At 51.1% G+C, this 19540-nt stretch carries 18 protein-coding genes; 14 read left to right on the top strand and 4 right to left on the bottom strand.

All coding sequences use genetic code 11. From position 1 onward, the window contains the following. Positions 1-16: 16 nt before the first annotated feature. Positions 17-787: an extracellular solute-binding protein gene (locus tag F457_RS13250; protein ID WP_169584109.1), complete on the bottom strand. Its 771-nt coding sequence runs from the start codon at positions 785-787 to the stop codon at positions 17-19. 346 nt (positions 788-1133) lie between these two features. Between F457_RS13250 and F457_RS0105185 the strand changes: the two genes are divergently transcribed. From F457_RS0105185 to F457_RS0105170, 4 genes are all read left to right on the top strand, one after another. Then, positions 1134-1577, top strand: a complete 444-nt coding sequence (locus F457_RS0105185; protein ID WP_018980076.1) for a hypothetical protein — start codon at positions 1134-1136, stop codon at positions 1575-1577. 350 nt (positions 1578-1927) lie between these two features. After that, positions 1928-2122: a DUF1656 domain-containing protein gene (locus F457_RS0105180; RefSeq protein WP_018980075.1), complete on the top strand. Its 195-nt coding sequence runs from the start codon at positions 1928-1930 to the stop codon at positions 2120-2122. Between the two features lie 15 nt (positions 2123-2137). After that, the gene (locus F457_RS0105175) at positions 2138-3049 is read left to right on the top strand and encodes an HlyD family efflux transporter periplasmic adaptor subunit (RefSeq protein WP_018980074.1); all 912 of its coding nucleotides are present in this window, start codon (positions 2138-2140) and stop codon (positions 3047-3049) included. A gap of 1 nt (position 3050) precedes the next feature. Then, entirely contained in the window at positions 3051-4553 is a 1503-nt protein-coding gene (locus tag F457_RS0105170; RefSeq protein WP_018980073.1) for an efflux transporter outer membrane subunit, read from the top strand. Between the two features lie 169 nt (positions 4554-4722). Here F457_RS0105170 and F457_RS12240 read toward each other — a convergent pair whose 3' ends face one another. Beyond that, positions 4723-5670: a glycosyltransferase family protein gene (locus tag F457_RS12240; RefSeq protein WP_018980072.1), complete on the bottom strand. Its 948-nt coding sequence runs from the start codon at positions 5668-5670 to the stop codon at positions 4723-4725. A gap of 140 nt (positions 5671-5810) precedes the next feature. Between F457_RS12240 and F457_RS13920 the strand changes: the two genes are divergently transcribed. From F457_RS13920 to F457_RS0105135, 6 genes are all read left to right on the top strand, one after another. After that, the gene (locus F457_RS13920) at positions 5811-5972 is read left to right on the top strand and encodes a hypothetical protein (protein WP_018980071.1); all 162 of its coding nucleotides are present in this window, start codon (positions 5811-5813) and stop codon (positions 5970-5972) included. Continuing rightward, positions 5969-6868 (top strand): DnaJ C-terminal domain-containing protein, encoded by a 900-nt coding sequence (locus F457_RS0105155; RefSeq protein WP_018980070.1) that lies wholly within the window; start codon positions 5969-5971, stop codon positions 6866-6868. Before F457_RS13920 ends, F457_RS0105155 begins: the two co-directional genes overlap by 4 nt. Before the next feature lie 18 nt (positions 6869-6886). Further along, positions 6887-7042 (top strand): hypothetical protein, encoded by a 156-nt coding sequence (locus F457_RS13725; RefSeq protein WP_156809353.1) that lies wholly within the window; start codon positions 6887-6889, stop codon positions 7040-7042. A gap of 55 nt (positions 7043-7097) precedes the next feature. Further along, the gene (locus tag F457_RS0105145; RefSeq protein WP_040920866.1) at positions 7098-8624 is read left to right on the top strand and encodes a peptide MFS transporter; all 1527 of its coding nucleotides are present in this window, start codon (positions 7098-7100) and stop codon (positions 8622-8624) included. 123 nt (positions 8625-8747) lie between these two features. Beyond that, positions 8748-10340 carry a carbohydrate porin gene (locus tag F457_RS0105140; protein ID WP_018980067.1) on the top strand — a complete coding sequence of 531 codons (1593 nt, stop codon included), beginning with the start codon at positions 8748-8750 and terminating at the stop codon, positions 10338-10340. A gap of 87 nt (positions 10341-10427) precedes the next feature. After that, entirely contained in the window at positions 10428-11639 is a 1212-nt protein-coding gene (locus F457_RS0105135; RefSeq protein ID WP_245539114.1) for an outer membrane beta-barrel protein, read from the top strand. 45 nt (positions 11640-11684) lie between these two features. On the opposite strand, the gene queF is transcribed toward F457_RS0105135, so the two are convergent. Then, positions 11685-12173, bottom strand: coding sequence for a preQ(1) synthase (gene queF / locus F457_RS0105130; RefSeq protein WP_026294213.1), 489 nt, complete (start codon positions 12171-12173; stop codon positions 11685-11687). A 112-nt stretch (positions 12174-12285) separates the two neighbouring features. On the opposite strand from queF, the gene typA reads away from it, so the two are divergent. Beyond that, positions 12286-14106, top strand: coding sequence for a translational GTPase TypA (gene typA, locus F457_RS0105125; protein ID WP_018980064.1), 1821 nt, complete (start codon positions 12286-12288; stop codon positions 14104-14106). Between the two features lie 135 nt (positions 14107-14241). Continuing rightward, positions 14242-14535 carry a putative quinol monooxygenase gene (locus F457_RS0105120; RefSeq protein ID WP_018980063.1) on the top strand — a complete coding sequence of 98 codons (294 nt, stop codon included), beginning with the start codon at positions 14242-14244 and terminating at the stop codon, positions 14533-14535. A gap of 87 nt (positions 14536-14622) precedes the next feature. Here the strand turns inward: F457_RS0105120 and F457_RS0105115 are convergent, their stop codons facing one another. Further along, positions 14623-15651, bottom strand: a complete 1029-nt coding sequence (locus F457_RS0105115) for an NAD(P)/FAD-dependent oxidoreductase (protein ID WP_018980062.1) — start codon at positions 15649-15651, stop codon at positions 14623-14625. 164 nt (positions 15652-15815) lie between these two features. Between F457_RS0105115 and F457_RS0105110 the strand changes: the two genes are divergently transcribed. Next, a complete protein-coding gene (locus F457_RS0105110) occupies positions 15816-16841 on the top strand; it encodes an isocitrate/isopropylmalate dehydrogenase family protein (RefSeq protein ID WP_018980061.1) in 1026 nt (341 codons plus the stop codon). Positions 16842-16852: 11 nt separating this feature from the next. Beyond that, positions 16853-19528 carry an aconitate hydratase AcnA gene (acnA, locus tag F457_RS0105105; protein ID WP_018980060.1) on the top strand — a complete coding sequence of 892 codons (2676 nt, stop codon included), beginning with the start codon at positions 16853-16855 and terminating at the stop codon, positions 19526-19528. The last annotated feature ends 12 nt before the right edge of the window (positions 19529-19540 follow it).

The following is a 19540-nucleotide window of genomic DNA, read 5'->3' as shown; positions in this document are numbered from 1 at the left end:
CGATGAAGAAGAGAGTTTAACGGCGAAGCCATGCTGCGAAACGTGCTTCTAGCATAGGTGCATGAACCGTCCAGAAATGGTTGTCAATTTCAAGTGTTTTATCAGAGATTGGTACGTTTTGGGAGGTATCTACAGCGTTTGTTTCCCACGGATTTTTCCCAAATTGTGTTGTATAAAGCGTGTATGTGGTTCCGCTCATAAAAAGAGAGGAATTAGATGTTCTCGCTGATGGTACCATGCTTTTACGAGGTGTGACGCCCATCAGAAAAGCCTTCTTTTTCATCAAGTCTCGTGCTTTAGAAGGACTATCCCACCACACGATATAGGGGCGTAATTGGTCAAGACGATGGAAAGCATGGGCGACGCCGCGTGATGTGGCAAGGGTCTCGTAAATACGTTGTGGGGGCACTCCATCAGAAAGAAGCGCGATTTCAAGGGTAAGACGTGCGCTTTTGGGGAGAGCTCTTTGCCCGGGGAGTTGAACCACATCCCACAAATCTTGCCATTTTGGCGGTGTATCTAAACGCGCTTGATCCCATACTAAAATATCTTCAGCATGCCCGGTAGGTTGACCGGAGTTTTTAGGGGACGATAGAGGCTGAAAGCCCCTATCGTCACAGCCTAGGACAGGCGGTGTTCCATCAATGAGCACGGGCGATGTGTAGCCTGCTACACCTACAGCACAATAAGACGGTGATGCTAAACTGAGAAAGCTCCCTATAAAGCGTGCTATAATCCTCTTTTGAAAATGAAGAAGTTGATAATATTTTTTAGAATAGGGGAGCATAAGGCAGCATAGTAGATGGAAATGATAAAAGTAAACTCTAGAGTATTTTGTGGAGTTAGCAAGATTTATTGCAGAAAAGTATGGGGGTATTCTAAAAAACATCCTCAAATATGGGGAAGGGATACCGCAATAAGAATTTTGGTATTATTTTCTCATATTTAATAAGAAATTTAAAGGATTATAAGAAAATTAGGAATCTAATAGGCCATTTTTTATAAAATTATTATTTATTTCAATAAGGAGAGTATATGGTTTTTGCATTAAAAGAGAGAAAGGCTTTTCTCTTTCGGTGATCTTCTTTATGTTTGTAAGTCTGTTTTCTTCATAAAGAGGTTATAGATGCGCCATGAGTAGTCCTGTTGAAGTTGGTCAAGAGGTTCTTTCTGCTCAAGGGCAGATTATCGGACATTGTGCAAAGCGCTACGGATTGCGTGCTGCTTTTGCAATTGTTGCGTTGGTATTTTTGGGGTTTGCCGCGCTGTCCTTCCACGGGGTTTTGTGGGCTCTTTTCCTGACATTTTGTCATTTAGGGCCTTTCTATTCAGCCTTGTGTGTCTTGGGTGTTGATCTGCTCTTTGTGCTGATTTTTGTTATTCTTGCTTCCCTGTCGCGTAGGCCTGGTGTGGCAGAAGAAAAAGCACGGATGGAGCGTGATCGGAAAGTTCAGGAGCTGAAGCAAGCTTTTGCGCTGTCAACGGTCTTAGGTGTGCTGAACGGGCCGGTTGGCCGTTATGCAGGAGGTCAGGCTTTCAAGATTGTTCGTTCCCTCTTCTCACGTAAGAAGTCGTAAGAGAGAGCGAGGGCCGTTGGGGCAGATAGATGGTGCGAGGATTATGCCAGCATCACGCAAAGGTGATAAATCCTCGCAATAAAAGGGCGGACGTGCGAATAATTGCTTTATTCTGCCTTTTTTGAAGGAATGGAGAGGCACTTTCCCTCATCTAGAAGGGGGAAAGTGCCTTTTCTGTTTCTAGATCAGGCTGGTCAATAGTCGTCTAATTCGTTACCCTCTGCTTACTGACTTGGCTGATTCTGATGAAAAGGAATCAGCCCTATTTATTAAGGATTGGGGAGAAGCGTGGCACAAGTGTTAGCAGACCATGTAATTCGTCATTGCGACGGAGGTCAGAGGGATGTGTAATGCTTGCTGAAGTTAATCTCTTTGGTATTTTTGTCTCGCCAATCGCTATTTATGCTGTCGTTGCCGTTTTCGTGACTTTGATGCTCCGTTTTTTGTTGTGGAGGATTGGAGCTTTAGGATGGTTCTGGCACGTCGCCCTTTTTGAGATTGCGTTATATGTTTGTGTGCTTTGCCTCCTGGTGTTGTATGTTTAGCGGGGAGGCGGCCTTATGATATGGCTTCGCCGCTTCTTGCGTCCATTGTTAACATGTCTCATCCTCTGCTTGGCAGCGGGGCTTGGCTACGTTGTATGGGATATTTATGTCCTAGATCCATGGACACGTGATGGGCGTGTTCGTGTTTATGTAGTGAACGCGGCACCTGAAGTATCAGGGACGGTTGTTTCTGTTCCCGTTATTGATAACCAGTTTGTTCATCGCGGGGATCCATTATTTACAATTGATCCACTGCGTTTCCGCCTCAAAATTGATGAAGCGCAAGCCCGCTTATTGGGGGTGACGGAAGATTATAAACTGAGTGTTTCCAACGCTCGTCGCCGTAAAGGCTTGGGTGGTGTTGTCTCTCGTGAAGAGCAAGACAACTTTAATTCTGAGATGGAGACGCGTCGCGCTCGTGTAGAGGAAGCCAAGTCGGATCTTGATACAGCCATTTTGAATTTACAACGTTCGACCGTTTACGCGGCTGTTGATGGTTACATCACAAACCTTAACTTGCGAATTGGCGATTATGTTGAGGCTGGTCAGCCGCGTATGGCTGTCATTGATGCGCATAGCTATTGGGTTAATGGCTATTTTGAAGAAACCAAGATGCACGGTGTGCATGTTGGGGATGTTGCCCGTATCAAGTTGATGGGGTATCGCCGGGTTCTCAAGGGACATGTTATTAGCATTGGGCGTGGTATTAATGATGCGAACGGTGTCTCTGATAAGCTTGGTCTGCCAGATGTAAGCCCGATCTTTACATGGGTGCGTTTAGCACAGCGTATTCCTGTCCGTATTGAGTTTGATGATGTTCCGCCAGATCTGATTTTGTCTGCTGGTATGACAGCGACTGTAGCAGCGGGAGAAGCGAAGAGAGGGGGGAGCGGTCTGCTGACAACATGGCTGCAGAATCACTTGTAATATGAGACGTACCCTTGCCCTCTTAATTTCTGGCTGTTGTTTACTTTCCTCATGTATGGTGGGGCCAAATTACAAGCCAGACAAAATTGCTCTTCCTAAGAAATTTACGAGTCAGCCTCATCCGGCGACGAAAGAGGAAATCGCTGCTACTGAGAAATCGTTAAAAGAATGGTGGGGGCAGTTTAACGACCCTACCCTCAATCGTCTTGTAGAGCGGACGATTGCGGGAAATTACGATTTGCAAGCAGCCACGCAGCATATTTGGAGTGAACAAGCGCTCAGACGTCAAGCGCAGGCTGATTGGTATCCGCAGCTTGATGCCAATGCCGGCGGTGGGGATAGTCGCTATTCCATTAATGTGGATAACTGGCCTATCCGGCCCGGAAATCCCACAAATCATCCTCAAGCTTCTGTTTTGACTTATGGTGCACGGGCCAGTTGGGAAATTGACGTTTTTGGGCGCATTGCTCGTCAAGTTCAGCAACGTAAACGTGCTGTTGAGGAAACGATTGAGGCAAGGCGTGGTTTGCTGATTTCATTGTTGAGCCAACTTGTCAGCGACTATATTGAATTACGAACCATTCAGAGCCGCCTTGCTGTGACTGAGAATGCGATCCGCACAGCACATTCAAGCACGAATATGGTGGAGCGGCTGTATGCTAATGGTGTGGGCAATACCTTAGCGATTGCGCAGGCTCGGACAGAAGAGCATACAGAGCGTGCGCGTCTTCCTCCGCTTCATGCTCAACAAGAGCGCATGATTCATGCGATTGCGACGTTAATGGGCGAAATGCCCGGCACGTTAGAGCCAGAGCTTGAAGAGCGTCGCCCCCTTCCCAGGGTGCCTACGTTCCCTTCGACGATTCCGTCGATGGTGTTGGCTAATCGTCCTGATATTCGTGAGGCGGAGCGGCGTTATGCTGAAAGTACGGCTCATATCGGGGTGGCTGTTGCTCAGCTTTACCCAAACTTTAATATCCCGCTCAATTTCAACCCGAATGCATCGGCGATGTATCAGGCTTTCCAGCTTGGTGGAATGAGCTGGAATATCATGATGATGATGTCTTTGCCGGTTCTTCATGGGGGGAAATATAGTGCGCAGATTGCAGAGGCGCGTGCTGAAGCTGAGGCAAGCCGTTTGCAGTATCGGCAGGTTGTTTTGAATGCCTTTCGCGAAGTGGAAGATGGGCTGGATGACTGGCATCAGGATAATGAATATGTACACCAGCAGGAAGAAGCTGCGAGTCAGGCGCGTTTAGCGCGTGATCGAGCGCAGCAGCTTTTTGGGGCTGGTTTGACGGGCTATCTCAATGTGTTGGATTCTGAACAAACAGCGTTGACGGTGCAAGATGACGCTGTGAAAGCTCATGGGAAACGTCTGACCGATGCCATTACGCTTTACGTTGCGATGGGGGCCGGTTGGCAAGGGCGCGAACTTGCTGACGCTCGTCTGCCTATTGAACGGGGCAATCAGAGCATGCTGCTGAGGGCTTTCACGCGTTAGTTCCTCAGCGCGTGTCCGGTGGCTTTGTTTAGATCGGCATGACCGTATTACTTTCGCTTTTTTTACGGAGTGACAGCGGCTCTTAGTTGGGAATAAGGAGGCACCATTACTCTCTATAGGGTGGATGTTGTTGCCTATAGTGCAGGTTATCGCAGGTGATGCCCCGTAGTCATCTGGTGTTAGACGGTGAGATGATGCTGCTAAAGCGCAAATTCATCTGCCTTTTTGCGCCAGTTTCATCAATAACGGTTGTTGTGGCTTTAGGGTCGAGGCGCATCGCATCGTATCCGGCAAGATGAATAATCCCCGCAGGCAAATGTGGGTACGTATGTTCGCACAATAAGCCCGTTTGGCTATTGAAAAACCATGGGCCGAGATAGTTGCAGCGTGCAGGTAGGAGTTCTGTGGGGAGGCCATCAACATGCGCACAAAGAGAGAGTGCGAGTTGATCGGAGCTGAAAATCTTCCCGTGTTTTAGGATGGTTCCCTGCCATTGTTGAAGAGTGTTCCAATGAGGGGCGTGGCGTGAGAGCGCAAAAATCCCACCATTCAATGTAGGACGCACGGCAACATGACGTCGAATGCGTCGTGAAAGGCGCGCTAATGTTGCGTTCTTATAGAGAATGGAGCGTATTTGCGCGAGATTGAACGGAGTCCAGCGAAGGCGGAATGGCTTATGGGCAAAAAGCTCAGGAATCATGGCGAGGGCCGGCGTGGTTCCCTCAGCTGCACTAAAGAGCAATTCTAGTGCAGAACTTTCTTGCACCCAGGCGTCCGCATCAAGCCAGAGCAGCGTGTCATAGTCGGGGAAAAGGCGATTAAGCCAAAGTTTGGAGAGGCCAATCACGAGGCTTGGTCGTTTCTTGAGGGCGCGTGCGGATATGCCTTTGGGAATATGCGGCGCTCGGACCGGGATCCCTTGTGCTTCAAGAGTGTGAATTTGGGTGGGGGTGAGGCCGCCATCAATACAGCCGATAGCGATTTGGTGCGCTTCGGGGAAACAGCGAATAGAGGCGATGAGCTCTTCCATGACAGGGAAGTAGCGGGCATCGCTTCCTGTAATGATGAGACGACGTGTGGGAGGAGATGGATTAAGTTGTTGGGGAGGGTGAGACATAAACATAGTCGTTGCACTGTATATGAAGTGCGAGGATGGCAAAAGATAAAGTGGATTGATGCTGAAGAGAGCCTCTCGTTTTCTCTCTCTATTGACGCACACGCAAAGACACCCCACATTTTGGAGATAGGGAGATTATAATGCCGGGAGCAGAACCATATTCCGCCAGAGATTTTCTGGAGCCAAGGCTGCAGACGCTTTTACAGCAGGGGGTTGAGACTGGGTTTTCACGTGGTGAGCTGCTTGCCGTGCTGATTGACCTGCTTGATGATGGTAATCTGAAGGATATGGATAAGAAATGAGCGATCCTTATAAGACCCTTGGTGTAAGCAAGACGGCATCCGAGAAAGATATTCGCAGCGCTTATCGGAAGCTGGTGAAACAGTACCACCCAGACCGTAACCCAGATAACCCGAAGGCAGAGGAACGCTTCAAGGCTGTTAGTAAGGCCTACGAGATTGTTGGGGATAAGGAAAAGCGTGCTCGTTTTGACCGGGGTGAGATTGACGCTGATGGCAATGAGCGTGCTCCCTTTGGTCATGCTGGTGGTGGGTTTGGTGGTGGCCCTGGCGCTGGTTTTGGTGGGCAAGGAGGCTTTAACCAAGAAGATCTCGGCGATATTTTTTCAAGCATGTTCGGTGGTGGCTTTGGAGGCGGCGGGGGCCCGCAACGCGGTGGAGACCTGCAAGGCGAGTTGCGCATTTCCTTTACCGATGCAGCGTTAGGAACGCAGCGTGAGTTGAGTATCGGCGAGGGACGACAGGTGACCGTGAGGATCCCTGCTGGGATTGAAGACGGTCAGACATTGCGTCTGCGTGGCAAAGGCGCTCCCGGCCGTCCAGGCCGTGATGGCCAGCCAGGTCCTGCCGGTGATGTGCTCTTGAAAGTGTTTGTGGCCCCTGATTCTTATTATACGCGGGAAGGGCGCAATCTTCGTGTTACGGTTGATGTGGATCTGAAAACGGCCGTCCTGGGCGGGAAAGTGCATGTAAGAACACCAAAAGGCACGGTGGCAATTACAGTTAAGCCGCATTCAGACAGTGGCACAGTCTTGCGTTTGCGCGGGCGCGGAATCGCTGAAACGAGTCGTCAGGCCGCTGGTGATTTGTTTGCGACGCTGCGTGTTGTTATTGGTGAGCCAAGCCCCGAGCTTGAAGCGCTTTTGCGACAGGATAGTCATGGAGATGATGCAGCGTAAGAAAGGGGCGCAGACGTGGTGAAGCTGTCTGTTCGGTGGGGGGCGTGGGTGAGATGGCTGCGCCGCCAAGATCTTATCGGGGCCTTTCTTGCTACCCTCTTTGTCGTCGTTTTTGTTGTGGTTGGCTTCCACGCTATCGTGACCTTGCACGGATTACGTCTCGCCGGCGGATAAAATTTACGCTAGGAAGGGATTTTCGTTTCTAACCTGTTACAAAATGGCCTTCTTTATGTCTGAGCCTTATCCCCTTCCTTTGCGACCTGCTCGGCGGCGTGCCTTCTCTGTCGTATTAGCCATCGAGCTTTGGGAGCGCTTTGGTTATTATGGCATGCAGGCGGTGCTGACCATTTTTATGGTTCAGCATCTGCGCATGAGCGATACGCACGTAAACCTCATGCAGGGGGCCTTAGGGCTTCTTATGTACTCCCTGCCTGTGCTTGGTGGTGTGGTTGGGGATCAATGGTTGGGAACACGGCCCACTCTTGTGGGTGGGGCGATTGGCCTCACATTGGGCTATGGTCTACTGGCTATTTCTCTACACCACCCGGTTCTTTTCCTCCCAGCGTTGACGCTTATTGCGCTGGCGAGTGGCCTGTTTAAGCCTAATGCTGGAGCGTTGGTGAAGCAGATCTATGCAGGGGATGGAACGGCGCTTGATGCAGCATTCACGCTGTACTACATGGCGGTCAATGTCGGCTCAACCATCTCTATGTTGTTGGTTCCTTGGCTGCAGCAATTTTATGGTTCTGCCGTTGCGTTTGGTCTGTGTTCTTTGGGGCTGTTGATTGGGCTGACCTATTATGCCTTGTGCTCGCGGTGGATTGGACGATTTTTCACGTTGAGAAAGCAAAGCCTGCCGAGTTTGGCTGCGGAGATATCGCGTCCTGCGCCTACGAAGCGTGCTTTAGCAGCCGGTGCCCTAGGGTTTTTAGCGCTTTGGGCCGGTTCTGTGTGGTTGATGGCGAGTCCGTCGGTCATCCGTTTTTGCGTCATCATCCTGAGTGTAGCGCTTATCTTGCTGTGGGGATGGCTTTATAAGCAGGTGCAACCTCACGAGAAAGCCGGGTTATTTTTGAGCTATGTGTTGAGCGTGGAAACCATGGCGTATTTGGTCTTTTACCAACAACAGCAAAGCTCTCTGACGTTGTTTGCGCTTCGTGCCGTGTCTGGCACCTATACGCTGGGGGCATGGCCGATCTTCACAATGTCGGCAGGTCAGTTCCAAGCATTGAACCCGCTTTGGGTCATGGCGTTGAGCCCGATCTTGGCATGGCTGTACCAGCGAAGCGCTCGAACAGGACGTGATGTCTCGTTCCCTGCTAAGATTATTTTAGGGTATGTCTGTGTCGGGATAGCATGCTGTGTTTTGTGGTGGGAAGCTTCTACAGCACAGGGGCAGGTTTCACCGTGGGTGATGGTGTTCGCTTATGGAGCAATGTCCCTTGGGGAACTGCTGACGATGGGGCTAGGCCTTGCGATTATCGCGCGCTATGCACCGGCTCGTATCAGTGCTTTGCTTATGGGAGCGCTCTACCTGCTTTGGGGAGTAGGGATGTATGGAGGTGGTTTGGTGGCCAATCTTGCTGCTCTTCCTGAGGGTGCCGAGCAGCATGTGATTAGTGCGACGTTCTACGCACCGCTATTTGCAAAATTAAGTGTCGGTGCCGGGATTATGTGTCTTGTGTTGTTAGGAATTTTCCCATTTGTGAAACGTCTAGAAGGCTACCATGAAAAGAATTTTAAATGTTGTAAATAAAAGATTTCAGATGGTACTGAATTATAGAAATTTCAAGACTTTTTTATGAGGGGCTGGTGTTTGTGGCTGTAAATGAAGTATCTGGGTGGGGAAGTTAGAACGAGAAGTAAGAACGGCGTGTTTATGAACGGTGATTGCTGGAAGATGATTGGGCGAGCGCTGCTCGTCTCCCTAGCGTTCTGTACGACGGCGAATGCTCAAAACGCTTCTTCGCCCGATAGCGCGCACCAGGATGCTGCCTCGTCAGGGCGTACGTATAAGGCGAGACCGACACAGCTGCGCCGTTCTACTTTGCTTCAGCCTTATCATCCAGCAGATGAAGCCGATTTTAATAGTGGTTTTTTGCCGGAAAGCAGCTATCCGATGCCAAGCATTCTGATGGCTCCCTATTTTGGGAAGGGGGGGCGCCCTGCGTCAAAGCGTCAAACCACCTTGCTTCCACCAAGTTTTGATAATTGGCTTGAGCAAGATGGTGTCTTTGGGGATCCCATGGGATGGCGTTCTTACCTTCAAGATCATGGGGTCTCAATGGGTGGGCGCTATTTTGAGGATACATCAGCCAATGCCACAGGGGGGCGTGCACGTGCTGGACGTTATGCCGATGAATTTGCGTTTAATGTTGATATTGATTTTAAGAAAATGACGGGTCTTTCCCTTGGGATGATCCATTTTATGATGACTGATCGACGAGGGGCGGGGTTAGGTAATGCTCTTCCTGTGGTGAATAGTCCTCAGGAAATTTACGGAGCGGGTGAGTATAGCCATTTAACACAGCTTTCATGGGAAATGGTTTGGAATAAGTACGTTGATACCGAAGTTGGTGAGATCAATACAGAAAATGACTTTGAGCAGTCATCTACTTATTGGGGCGGGAATTTATACTGCCAATTCCAAAATAATGGTCTTTGCGGTATGCCGCAATCGATTGCGATGAACTCGGGGTATGGATTTTATCCAAGTGCTTATCCTGGTGCTTGGGTAAAATTTTATCCAGCCGGGAATGATCATTATCTCATACAGTTTGGGGCATATAGTGTTGACCCGAGGATTACAGAGCGCAGACGCGCATGGAATCTTGGCCTTGGTGGTGCGACGGGTATGTTCTTGCCGTTTCAACTTGGTTGGCATCAGGGCGGTAAAGACGATTACAGTGGCCCCCTTCAAACAAATGTGAAGATTGGTGGCTATTGGGACACAACCGAAGTTCATGATGTCTATTCTCAGTTGAAGTCGTATGGAGTGCCAGCACAGCTCGCGCAGAATGTGCAGTCTCCTAAAGTGAGAGGGCGCTTTGGTGGGTGGTTTCAGTTTGACCGCATGCTGGAGCGTGACGAAAATGACCCTCGGCGTTCAACGGCCTTTTTTGGCTCCTTTACGTGGGGCGATCCACGCACGGCGGTCGCACCCTATCTGATGACGCTTGGTTTAGTGCGGAAAGGGACCTTTCCGGGGCGGCCTGATGATACGATCAGCTTGGGCGGTAAGATTATCTGGATCAACCCTAAGTTGAGTCACTGGGTTAGAGGGATGCAAAATAGTGGCTATAAAGACCTGTACAGGCCTGGCACTGAAAGTGCTCTTGAGCTGAACTATGGCTATCGTCCAGCACGTTGGCTTTTGATCCGTCCAGGCTTTCAGTATTACTGGCGACCAGGGGCGACAAGCCGCTACAAAGATGTGCTTCTCTTTGACATGGAAGCTGGTATAACTTTCTGATAACGTAACGTTATCGAAAGGTTATATGGCGTGCATGCTCTCTCGACATCGTCCTTTATGTTTTATTGTCGAGGGGGAGCTCTCCTCTTGATTGTTGGCTGTACCTTTTTAGGCGTGCCTGAGGCAAGAGGAGAGGGCGTATCTTCGTCATCGTCTAAAAGTTGGTTGTCAGATATTGATGTGGGGTTGCAAGCTGAAGGTGGTGCCATGGGGAATTCTGGGCACCCCAAGAATGGCCAGAATTTTGGCCAGCTTCTTCCCTCCTATAGCGGTCAGCCTCTTCTTAATCAGATTGCTTTGACAGTGACAAAGCCTGTGGATCCTATCGGAGATGGATATGGGCTGGGCGTGAATCTGCAAATTATTTACGGGGCGGATGCGCGCTCTTATATCATCTCTGGCATTTCTGACCGTTGGATGAATAATAGAAACCAGCTTACGCCAACAGTGGCGAATGTTGCTGTGCATATGCCGTGGCTCACTAAAAATGGGCTAGATGGGCAGATCGGAATTTTATCATCCCCTATGGGGGTGGAGGTCTTAAACCCGGCGAGTCGTGCTTTTTACTCCATGTCTTATACTGCCCAATATTCAAACCCATTTGAACATGTAGGGGGATATTTCCAATGGCATGTGACAGATCAATATGCCGTCTTGTTCGGTATTGATGCGGGCAATCAGATGTCTTTTGGAAAGGGCAATAATAATGGGGAGCCGGCTGGTTATGTAGGGTTTAGCGGCTCTTCTTTGGCGGGTGGTGCGGTGTCGTTTACCTATCTTTTGCGTGTCGGGCCGGAGGATGCGCGACGTCTTTTGGGGACAGAGCGGGCTCATTCAGCGCAGCGTTTCTGGAATGATCTTAATGCGACATGGCAAATCTCCCCCAAATGGAGCCTGACAGGGGAGGTCAATCAGCTTCACGACGAAGGGCTGCATGCGAATACGTGGAGCGGTGTTGTGTGGGGCGCTTACGCGGCAACCTCTACGTTGACGTTCAATGCACGTGGGGAAGTGTATCGCGATAGTACAGGGTTGCTCGTTGCTCAATATCCTGATGACCAAGGATATGCGCATGCTCTTTTAGGCCTTCCTGCACGTGTGTATAATGCACCACCCACCACGTATGGGGATTTTTCTCTCAATGCTGTTTGGCGTCCCCATGTAGGCCATCATGTAAAGTTGCTTCAGATTCGCCCTGAGATTCGCTTTGACCGTTCGTTGAACAATACGCGTCCTTTTGCAGATTTTTCACGCAGGGGACGGATTCTCTTTGGTGGAGATATAACGGTTGGTTTCTAAGAAGGGGGGTGGGGAGGCATAAAGGCTTCCCCACCGGGTGCAGTCTTAGCCGCGTCCACGATAACCGGGTACGTCTTGAGAGGGAATCCACACATCTTCAGGTGGAGCGCCGGTTTGCCAAAAGACATCAATAGGGATGCCACCGCGTGGATACCAATAGGCACCGATTCGCAGCCATTCAGGGTCAAGAAGTTCCACAAGGCGTGAGGCGATCGCGACGGAGCAATCTTCATGGAAAGCGCCGTGATTGCGAAAGCTGGTGAGATAGAGCTTGAGGGATTTGCTCTCTACAATCCATTGGCGCGGAATATAGTCGATGACGATATGAGCGAAGTCTGGTTGCCCCGTGACAGGGCAGAGTGAGGTAAATTCCGGCGCAGTAAAGCGCACGACATAGCGTTTCCCTTGATGGGGAGAGGGGACACGTTCTAGAGTCGCTTCTTCTGGACTGGTCGGGTTCGTTGTTGGTTGGCCAAGCTGGCTTAGTGCGTCTGTGCCGGGGGCTTTAGGGCCCTGAGGCGTGCGTTTAGTCATGATGATGATACCACAAAATATAAGAAAAATGATGAACCGGTTTGCAAAATAAGCAAATTCGGTGCAGAAGACGCTACATTCTGTCTCAATTTGTCGCTCTCTGGAAGATCGCATGGACATTCGTAACATTGCCATTATTGCCCATGTCGATCATGGGAAAACTACGCTGGTTGACCAGCTCCTCCAGCAGTCGGGGTCGTTTCGCGAAAATCAGCACGTTGATGAACGTGCGATGGATAGCAACGACTTAGAACGTGAACGCGGGATTACCATCCTTGCGAAGTGCACGTCCGTTGTGTGGGATAATACCCGCCTAAACATTATTGATACCCCAGGCCACGCTGACTTCGGTGGTGAGGTTGAGCGTATCCTTAGCATGGTGGACGGGGCTGTGATCCTCGTGGACGCTGCTGAAGGGGCTCTGCCACAGACGAAGTTCGTGCTGGGCAAAGCGCTTGCACGTGGGATTCGTCCGATCGTTGTTGTGAACAAGGTGGATCGCGGTGATGCGCGGCCTGACGAAGTTCATAATGAAATCTTCGATCTGTTTGCTTCCCTTGGTGCTGATGATGAGCAGCTGGACTTCCCGATGCTCTACGCGTCTGGTCGTCAAGGTTGGGCTGATGAAGAGCTCGACGGGCCGAAGAAAGATCTTAAGCCTCTGTTCGACTTGGTTCTGCGCCATGTGCCGGGCCCGGGTTTGGATGAGAATAAGCCTTTCGCGATGGTATCTACCATTTTGGAAAGTGATAACTTCCTAGGGCGTATTCTCACCGGTCGTATCGAGCAGGGTAAGCTGAAGGTGAATGACCCAATCCGGGCTATTCGCCGTGATGGAACCATTGTTGAAAGCGGCCGCGTTACTAAGCTTCTTTCCTTCCGTGGCCTAGAACGTGTGGCTGTGGACGAAGCGAAGGCTGGTGACATTGTCGCGATTGCTGGTCTGTCTGAGGCTACCATTCCTGATACGTTGGCTGAGCCATCGGTTAATGAACCGTTGCCATCCACACCGGTTGATCCGCCAACCTTGTCGATGACCTTCCGCATCAATGATGGCCCTCTGGGCGGTCGTGAAGGCAAGAAGGTGACATCACGTCAAATTCGCGATCGTCTCTTTAAAGAGATTGAAGGCAACGTGGCCATTAAGGTGACGGAAAGCCCTGAGAGCGAAGCGTTTGAAGTGGCTGGGCGTGGTGAGCTTCAGCTGGGCGTGTTGATTGAAACGATGCGTCGTGAAGGCTTTGAGCTGACCATTGGTCGCCCACGCGTCCTGTTCCGTGAAAACGAAGAAACAGGCGAGCGTGAGGAGCCTTATGAAGAGGTGATCGTCGATGTGGACGAGCCTTATTCTGGCGTGGTTGTGGAGAAGATGTCTCTGCGTAAGGGTGTGATGCAGGATATGCGTCCATCTGGTGGTGACAAAGTTCGTCTGAGCTTCTTGATCCCATCACGCGGGCTGATTGGTTATCACGGTGAGTTCCTGACCGATACGCGTGGCTCTGGTTTGATGAACCGTTTGTTCCATTCTTACCAAGCTTATGCTGGACATATCGAGGGACGCCGCAATGGGTCGCTGATTTCTGCGGAAGATGGCACAACGACGACCTACGCTCTGTTCTCACTGCAAGATCGTGGTTCGCTCTTCGTTGATGCTGGTGAGAAAGTCTATACCGGCATGATTATCGGGGAACATTCCCGTGAGAATGACCTTGAAGTGAACGGTGTGCGTGAGAAGAAACTCACCAACATGCGTGCTTCTGGTAAAGATGAGTCTCTTCAGCTGGTTCCACCACGTAAGATGAGCTTGGAACAAGCGATTTCTTACATTGAAGATGATGAGCTTGTGGAGGTTACACCTTCTGCTATTCGTCTGCGTAAACGCTATCTTGATCCCCATGAGCGCAAACGCGTCGCTCGCGGGAAGAAAGCGTAAAAGACGTTTGGGGAAAGGCCGGTTTATCCGGCCTTTTTCTTTGCCTTTACGCCAAAGACATGCACCCTATAGTAAACGAGTAAATGCCCTCTGACAGTCGTAGGCTGCGGATAGGTTCGTAGAAGGAATGCTGTGATGTCTAAAAATCTTTATGCCACGATGAGAGCTCTGCCAGAATGTCGTGAAAAAGTGGCAAGCTTGCTCACGGCCTTGGCCGATAATGTGCGGGCTGAGCCGGGCTGTGTGCGCTTTGTGGTCTATAGCCGCGAGGACGACCCGCAGTCTTTCCATGTGGAAGAAAGCTACCGAGACGAAGACGCTTTTAAGGCCCATATGAGCACAGAACACGGGAAGCTGTTTAACAAAGCGATTGAAACGCTTGTTGAAGGTGGGGCGTCACAGGTTGTGTTTTTAGATACCGTCGGGTGAGTGATTGACGCACCAATAAGAAAACGGGCCGCCTTCTTACTAGAAGCAGCCCGTTTTCTTATAAACCTGTTCTCAGAAGAGAGAGGGTTATGGCGTGCCGGGTTTGCCTAAGCTTGTGGAATGTTCAAAACGAAGAGCTGTGTCAGGCCGTGCAATGGGGTGAGCGGCGTGCATAGCCATAGCGGCCTCTGAGAAACCCTGTAAAATGAGCTTCATCTTTCCCGGATAACTGGCCACATCACCAATAGCAAAAATACCGGGAATGCTCGTCTCTAACGTCGCGTGATGAACGGGAATTGTGCTGCGATGGGTCTGAATGCCCCATTGAGCAATGGGGCCGAGGTCGGTTGAAAGACCGTAGAAGGGGAGAAGCGCATCGGCTTCAAGGTGACGATTCTCACCTTTCATTGTGGCAACTTCAACATGATGGAGGGTGCCTTGCTCGCCATGGAGGGCATGGAGCTGATAGGGCACTACTTTCTCAATCTTCCCGTTACGTACTTTTGCCTCGACTTGAGCTAATGTTTCTGGGGCCCCACGAAAGCGGTCGCGCCGGTGGAGCAGATAAATATGGTCTGCCACATCGGAGAGCGATAAGGCCCAATCAAGTGCGGAGTCGCCTCCGCCAGCAATGACGACTTTCTTCCCGCTAAAGTCAGAGCGTTTTTTGACATAATATTGCACAGCTTGGCTCTGCTCGTACGTCTCTAACCCGTCGAGAGGGGGGCGATTAGGCCCGAACGCTCCTGCACCGGCTGCGATAATAACGGCTTTGGCGTGAACCGTATCGCCACGGTCATTTTTTAAGATGAAAGCGCCGCTTTCCCCTTGAAGACTACTGACGCGGCTGCCGAGCAAACGCGGAATATCAAAGGGAGAGATTTGTGCTTCTAATGCCGTAATCAGATCCCCCCCCGTGATGGAAGGATGGGCGGGGATGTCGTAGATGGGTTTCTCGGGGTAGAGCGCGGCACATTGGCCGCCGACACTTTCCAGAACATCCATCAGCACACAATCAAGGCGCAACATACGGGCTTCAAAAGCAGCGAAGAGAGCGGTTGGTCCAGCGCCAATAATGGCGATATCTGTCGTGAGGGAAGAAGCTGTATAGGTCATGATGTTCCCTCATAAGCATTTTTTGGTCATGGGAGTAGTATTTTTACACATCATAAACATACATCATTTGTTTATGAACTCCGTTAGTTGGATTGAGAATTGACAGAAGGGCTTTCCACCCTTCACAGTTTAACACCTCGTAATGAGAATGGAGGAGATGTCTCATGACCAAAAAAATCCCAGCAACACTTATTCCTGGTGATGGCATTGGTCCTGAGATCACCCAAGCGACCATTGAGGTGCTAGACGCGCTTGGCACTCCTTTTGTGTGGGATCCACAGCATGCCGGAGTTGGTGCCTACGAGGCCACCGGTGAGGTTTTGCCCCCAAAAACGCTCGAGAGTTTGCGTCGCACGGGCCTAGCGCTCAAAGGGCCGTTGACGACGCCGATTGGGGAAGGGTTTCGCTCCATTAATGTGACATTGCGTCAGATGTTTGGCTTGTATGCTAATATCCGCCCGACAAAGACCCGCCTTCCCGGGGAGCGCTATGAAGGGGTCGATCTCGTCGTGGTGCGGGAAAATATTGAGGGGCTTTATGCGGCGATGGAGCATTATATGCCTGTCGCAGATGACCCAGAAGCCGTGGCATATGGGGCGGGGTTTAATACGCGCGCGGAGTGTCGCCGTATTGTGCGCCATGCTTTTGAATATGCGTTGCAGCATGGGCGCAAAAAAGTAACCTTAGTACATAAAGCCAATATCCTAAAGAAACTCAGCGGACTTTTCCTTCATGAAGGGCGGCGCGTTGCGGCTGAATACGCAGGGCGTGTGGCGTGTGATGAGCGTATCGTTGATGCGTGCGCGATGGAGCTTGTCATTCGCCCAGAAGCCTATGATGTGATTGTGACGACCAATTTGTTCGGCGATATTCTGTCTGACCTCACGGCGGGCCTAGTCGGTGGTCTTGGTATGGCACCGGGGGCGAATATTGGTGAGAAGATGGCTATTTTTGAAGCCGTTCATGGGTCAGCCCCTGATATTGCTGGTCAGGATAAGGCGAATCCCGTTGCGTTGCTGAGCGCGGCATCGTTGATGTTGGTGCATGTGGGCCGAGCAGACCTCGCGCAAACGTTGGATCGTGCGATAGAAGAGGTGTTGGTTCAACAGGGCGTGCGAACGGTGGATCTTGGCGGCCAAGCGGGCACGAAAGCTTTCACAGAGGCGTTACTGTCTGCACTGAAAAACTAAGGAGATCGCCCATGGTAGCTTCAACGACGCGTCCTTATTGGGGTGAACTTTCGGTCAATGGCGCGCGTTATCGCACGCTCAGTATTCCCGCTCTTCTTCAAAGTTCCAAAGGTTTGGAACGTTTGCCGACATCGCTGAAGATTTTGTTGGAAAACAGCGTTCGCCATGGCGGAGTAGCAGCGCTGCATGGATTTGAAGACTGGGTGAAACGGGGCAAAACAGAGTATGATGTGCCGTTTTGTCCATCACGGATTTTAATGCAAGATTTCACTGGTGTTCCAGCAGTTGTGGATCTTGCGGCGATGCGTGACGGTATGGTGGCGTTAGGGGCAGAACCACAAAAGGTGAATCCGCGTGTGCCGGTTGATCTCGTGATTGATCATTCTGTGCAAGTAGATGTGTCGGGTGAAGAAGACGCTTTAGCGCAGAATATGACGCGTGAATTTGAGCGGAACCGAGAGCGTTACGCTTTTTTGCGATGGGGGCAGGAAGCCTTTGACCGTTTTCGTGTTGTGCCACCGGGAGCGGGCATCTGCCATCAGGTTAATTTGGAATATCTAGCGCCCGTTGTGTGTGAGGCAGCAGACGCCGAGGGACACCATCTTCTTTACCCCGATAGCGTGTTTGGCACGGATTCTCATACCACCATGATTAATGGTCTTGGCGTGCTCGGCTGGGGTGTTGGGGGCATTGAGGCTGAAGCGGCGATGCTGGGTCAAACGGGGACGATGGTGATCCCTGAGGTGATCGGTGTGCGTTTAGAAGGGCATTTGCCTGAGGGCACAACCGCAACGGATCTCGTGCTGACCATCACTCAAAAATTGCGGGCTAAAGGTGTCGTTGGGCGTTTTGTTGAGTTCTTTGGGCCTGCTTTAGCGGCATTACCGGTTGCTGATCGTGCAACGATCGCGAATATGGCACCGGAATATGGTGCCACGGTAGGTTTCTTCCCCGTTGATCGTAAAACGGTGGAGTATTTGTATCAGACGGGTCGTTCCCAAGAGCATGTTGCATTGGTGGAAGCCTATCAGCGCCAACAAGGGTTGTGGCATGAGCCAGAGGCACCAGAACCGACCTTTACCGATACGTTGTCCATTAATTTGTCAGAGATTGTGTCCTCTATCGCTGGGCCACGCCGTCCACAAGACAGGATAGCGCTGACAGAAGCAGGGACGGCCTTTGAACGCTTCTTACAAGAAGGGGGGTCCAAGGAAAAAGAGCGGGCTGATGTGGGGGTTCCTGTTGCGGGCGAATCCTACCGTTTGACAGATGGTGCCATCGTCATTGCCGCGATCACGTCCTGCACAAGTACATCCAACCCCGAGCTTTTGCTTGCAGCGGGGCTGGTCGCAAGGAAAGCACGAGCCTTGGGGCTGACGCCTAAACCATGGGTGAAGACGTCATTGGCGCCGGGCTCTCGTGTTGTGACGGATTATCTGAAACGTGCCGGACTGGATGAAGACTTAGACGCGTTGGGGTTTCAGACGGTCGGTTATGGCTGCACAACCTGTATTGGCAATTCCGGGCCTTTGGCGGAGGAGGTTTGTCAGGCCATTACAGAGCATGACCTTGTGGTCGCCTCTGTTCTGTCAGGCAATCGGAACTTTGAGGGTCGGATTTCCCCTTATGTGAAAGCGAATTATCTCGCGTCTCCTCCATTAGTGGTGGCGTATGCCCTGTTGGGGCGTATGGATGAAGACATTACTCAGGCCGTATTGGGGCATGATGGGGAGGGAAGGCCTGTCACGCTTGCAGATTTATGGCCAAGCCGTGCGGAAATCGCGGAACTTCTCGGTTCTGCTTTGCATCGTGAGGATTTTCGTAAGCGTTACCAGACAGTAACGCGTGGTACGAGAGACTGGCAGAATGTCCCGGTGGCAAAAGGGATGGCGACTTATCCGTGGGATGAGCGCTCAACCTATATCCATAACCCGCCTTATTTTACCGATTTGTCTCCTGAGATTGCGCCGCTGCGTGATATAAAGGATGCGCGTATTTTGGCGTTGTTGGGTGATAATATTACGACAGATCATATTTCCCCAGCGGGGGCGATCGCGCCGACCTCTCCAGCAGGACAGTATCTGCGGGAGCAAGGCGTTGCGGAGGTGGATTTCAACTCCTACGGCGCCCGGCGCGGGAATGACCGCGTGATGGTGCGGGGGACTTTTGCCAATATTCGGCTCAAAAATGAAAGTGCTCCCGGCACAGAAGGCGGGGTGACGCGTCTTTTCCCTGATCGGGAGCAGATGAGTATTTTCGAGGCATCTGAGATTTATCGCCAGCGTGCTGTTCCGCTTGTCGTGATTGGCGGGAAAGAATACGGCATGGGCTCGTCACGCGACTGGGCGGCGAAAGGCCCAGCCTTGTTGGGTGTGAAGGCGGTGATTGCCGAGAGCTTTGAGCGTATTCACCGGGCCAACCTCGTCGGAATGGGTGTTATCCCGCTCACTTTCCCTCAAGGTGTGACACGCCGAACGTTGGGCCTGACAGGGGCGGAGTGCGTGACGCTTCAAGGGTTGGAGCGTGTTGTTCCACGTGGAACAATCACGATGACGATCACCTCCGAGGACGGGACACAACAACAGGTAAGCCTGACTTGTTGTGTTGATACAGATGATGAGCTGGCCTATGTCCGCCATGGCGGTATTTTACCGTATGTTTTGCGCGATATGGCTCATAAGCCATGAGAAGAATGGTTG

Source organism: Saccharibacter floricola DSM 15669 (assembly GCF_000378165.1).
In the GTDB taxonomy this organism is placed as follows: Bacteria; Pseudomonadota; Alphaproteobacteria; order Acetobacterales; family Acetobacteraceae; genus Saccharibacter; species Saccharibacter floricola.
Note: the sequence above shows the minus strand (reverse complement) of the source record. Positions and strands in the feature narration are given on the sequence as shown.

Bases quoted from the DNA above. Each gene is read 5' to 3' on its own strand.
- F457_RS13250 (WP_169584109.1), bottom strand. From the start codon at position 787: ATGCTCCCCTATTCTAAAAAATATTATCAACTTCTTCATTTTCAAAAG.
- F457_RS0105185 (WP_018980076.1), top strand. From the start codon at position 1,134: ATGAGTAGTCCTGTTGAAGTTGGTCAAGAGGTTCTTTCTGCTCAAGGG.
- F457_RS0105180 (WP_018980075.1), top strand. From the start codon at position 1,928: ATGCTTGCTGAAGTTAATCTCTTTGGTATTTTTGTCTCGCCAATCGCT.
- F457_RS0105175 (WP_018980074.1), top strand. From the start codon at position 2,138: ATGATATGGCTTCGCCGCTTCTTGCGTCCATTGTTAACATGTCTCATC.
- F457_RS0105170 (WP_018980073.1), top strand. From the start codon at position 3,051: ATGAGACGTACCCTTGCCCTCTTAATTTCTGGCTGTTGTTTACTTTCC.
- F457_RS12240 (WP_018980072.1), bottom strand. From the start codon at position 5,670: ATGTCTCACCCTCCCCAACAACTTAATCCATCTCCTCCCACACGTCGT.
- F457_RS13920 (WP_018980071.1), top strand. From the start codon at position 5,811: ATGCCGGGAGCAGAACCATATTCCGCCAGAGATTTTCTGGAGCCAAGG.
- F457_RS0105155 (WP_018980070.1), top strand. From the start codon at position 5,969: ATGAGCGATCCTTATAAGACCCTTGGTGTAAGCAAGACGGCATCCGAG.
- F457_RS0105145 (WP_040920866.1), top strand. From the start codon at position 7,098: ATGTCTGAGCCTTATCCCCTTCCTTTGCGACCTGCTCGGCGGCGTGCC.
- F457_RS0105140 (WP_018980067.1), top strand. From the start codon at position 8,748: ATGAACGGTGATTGCTGGAAGATGATTGGGCGAGCGCTGCTCGTCTCC.
- queF (WP_026294213.1), bottom strand. From the start codon at position 12,173: ATGACTAAACGCACGCCTCAGGGCCCTAAAGCCCCCGGCACAGACGCA.
- typA (WP_018980064.1), top strand. From the start codon at position 12,286: ATGGACATTCGTAACATTGCCATTATTGCCCATGTCGATCATGGGAAA.
- F457_RS0105120 (WP_018980063.1), top strand. From the start codon at position 14,242: ATGTCTAAAAATCTTTATGCCACGATGAGAGCTCTGCCAGAATGTCGT.
- F457_RS0105115 (WP_018980062.1), bottom strand. From the start codon at position 15,651: ATGACCTATACAGCTTCTTCCCTCACGACAGATATCGCCATTATTGGC.
- F457_RS0105110 (WP_018980061.1), top strand. From the start codon at position 15,816: ATGACCAAAAAAATCCCAGCAACACTTATTCCTGGTGATGGCATTGGT.
- acnA (WP_018980060.1), top strand. From the start codon at position 16,853: ATGGTAGCTTCAACGACGCGTCCTTATTGGGGTGAACTTTCGGTCAAT.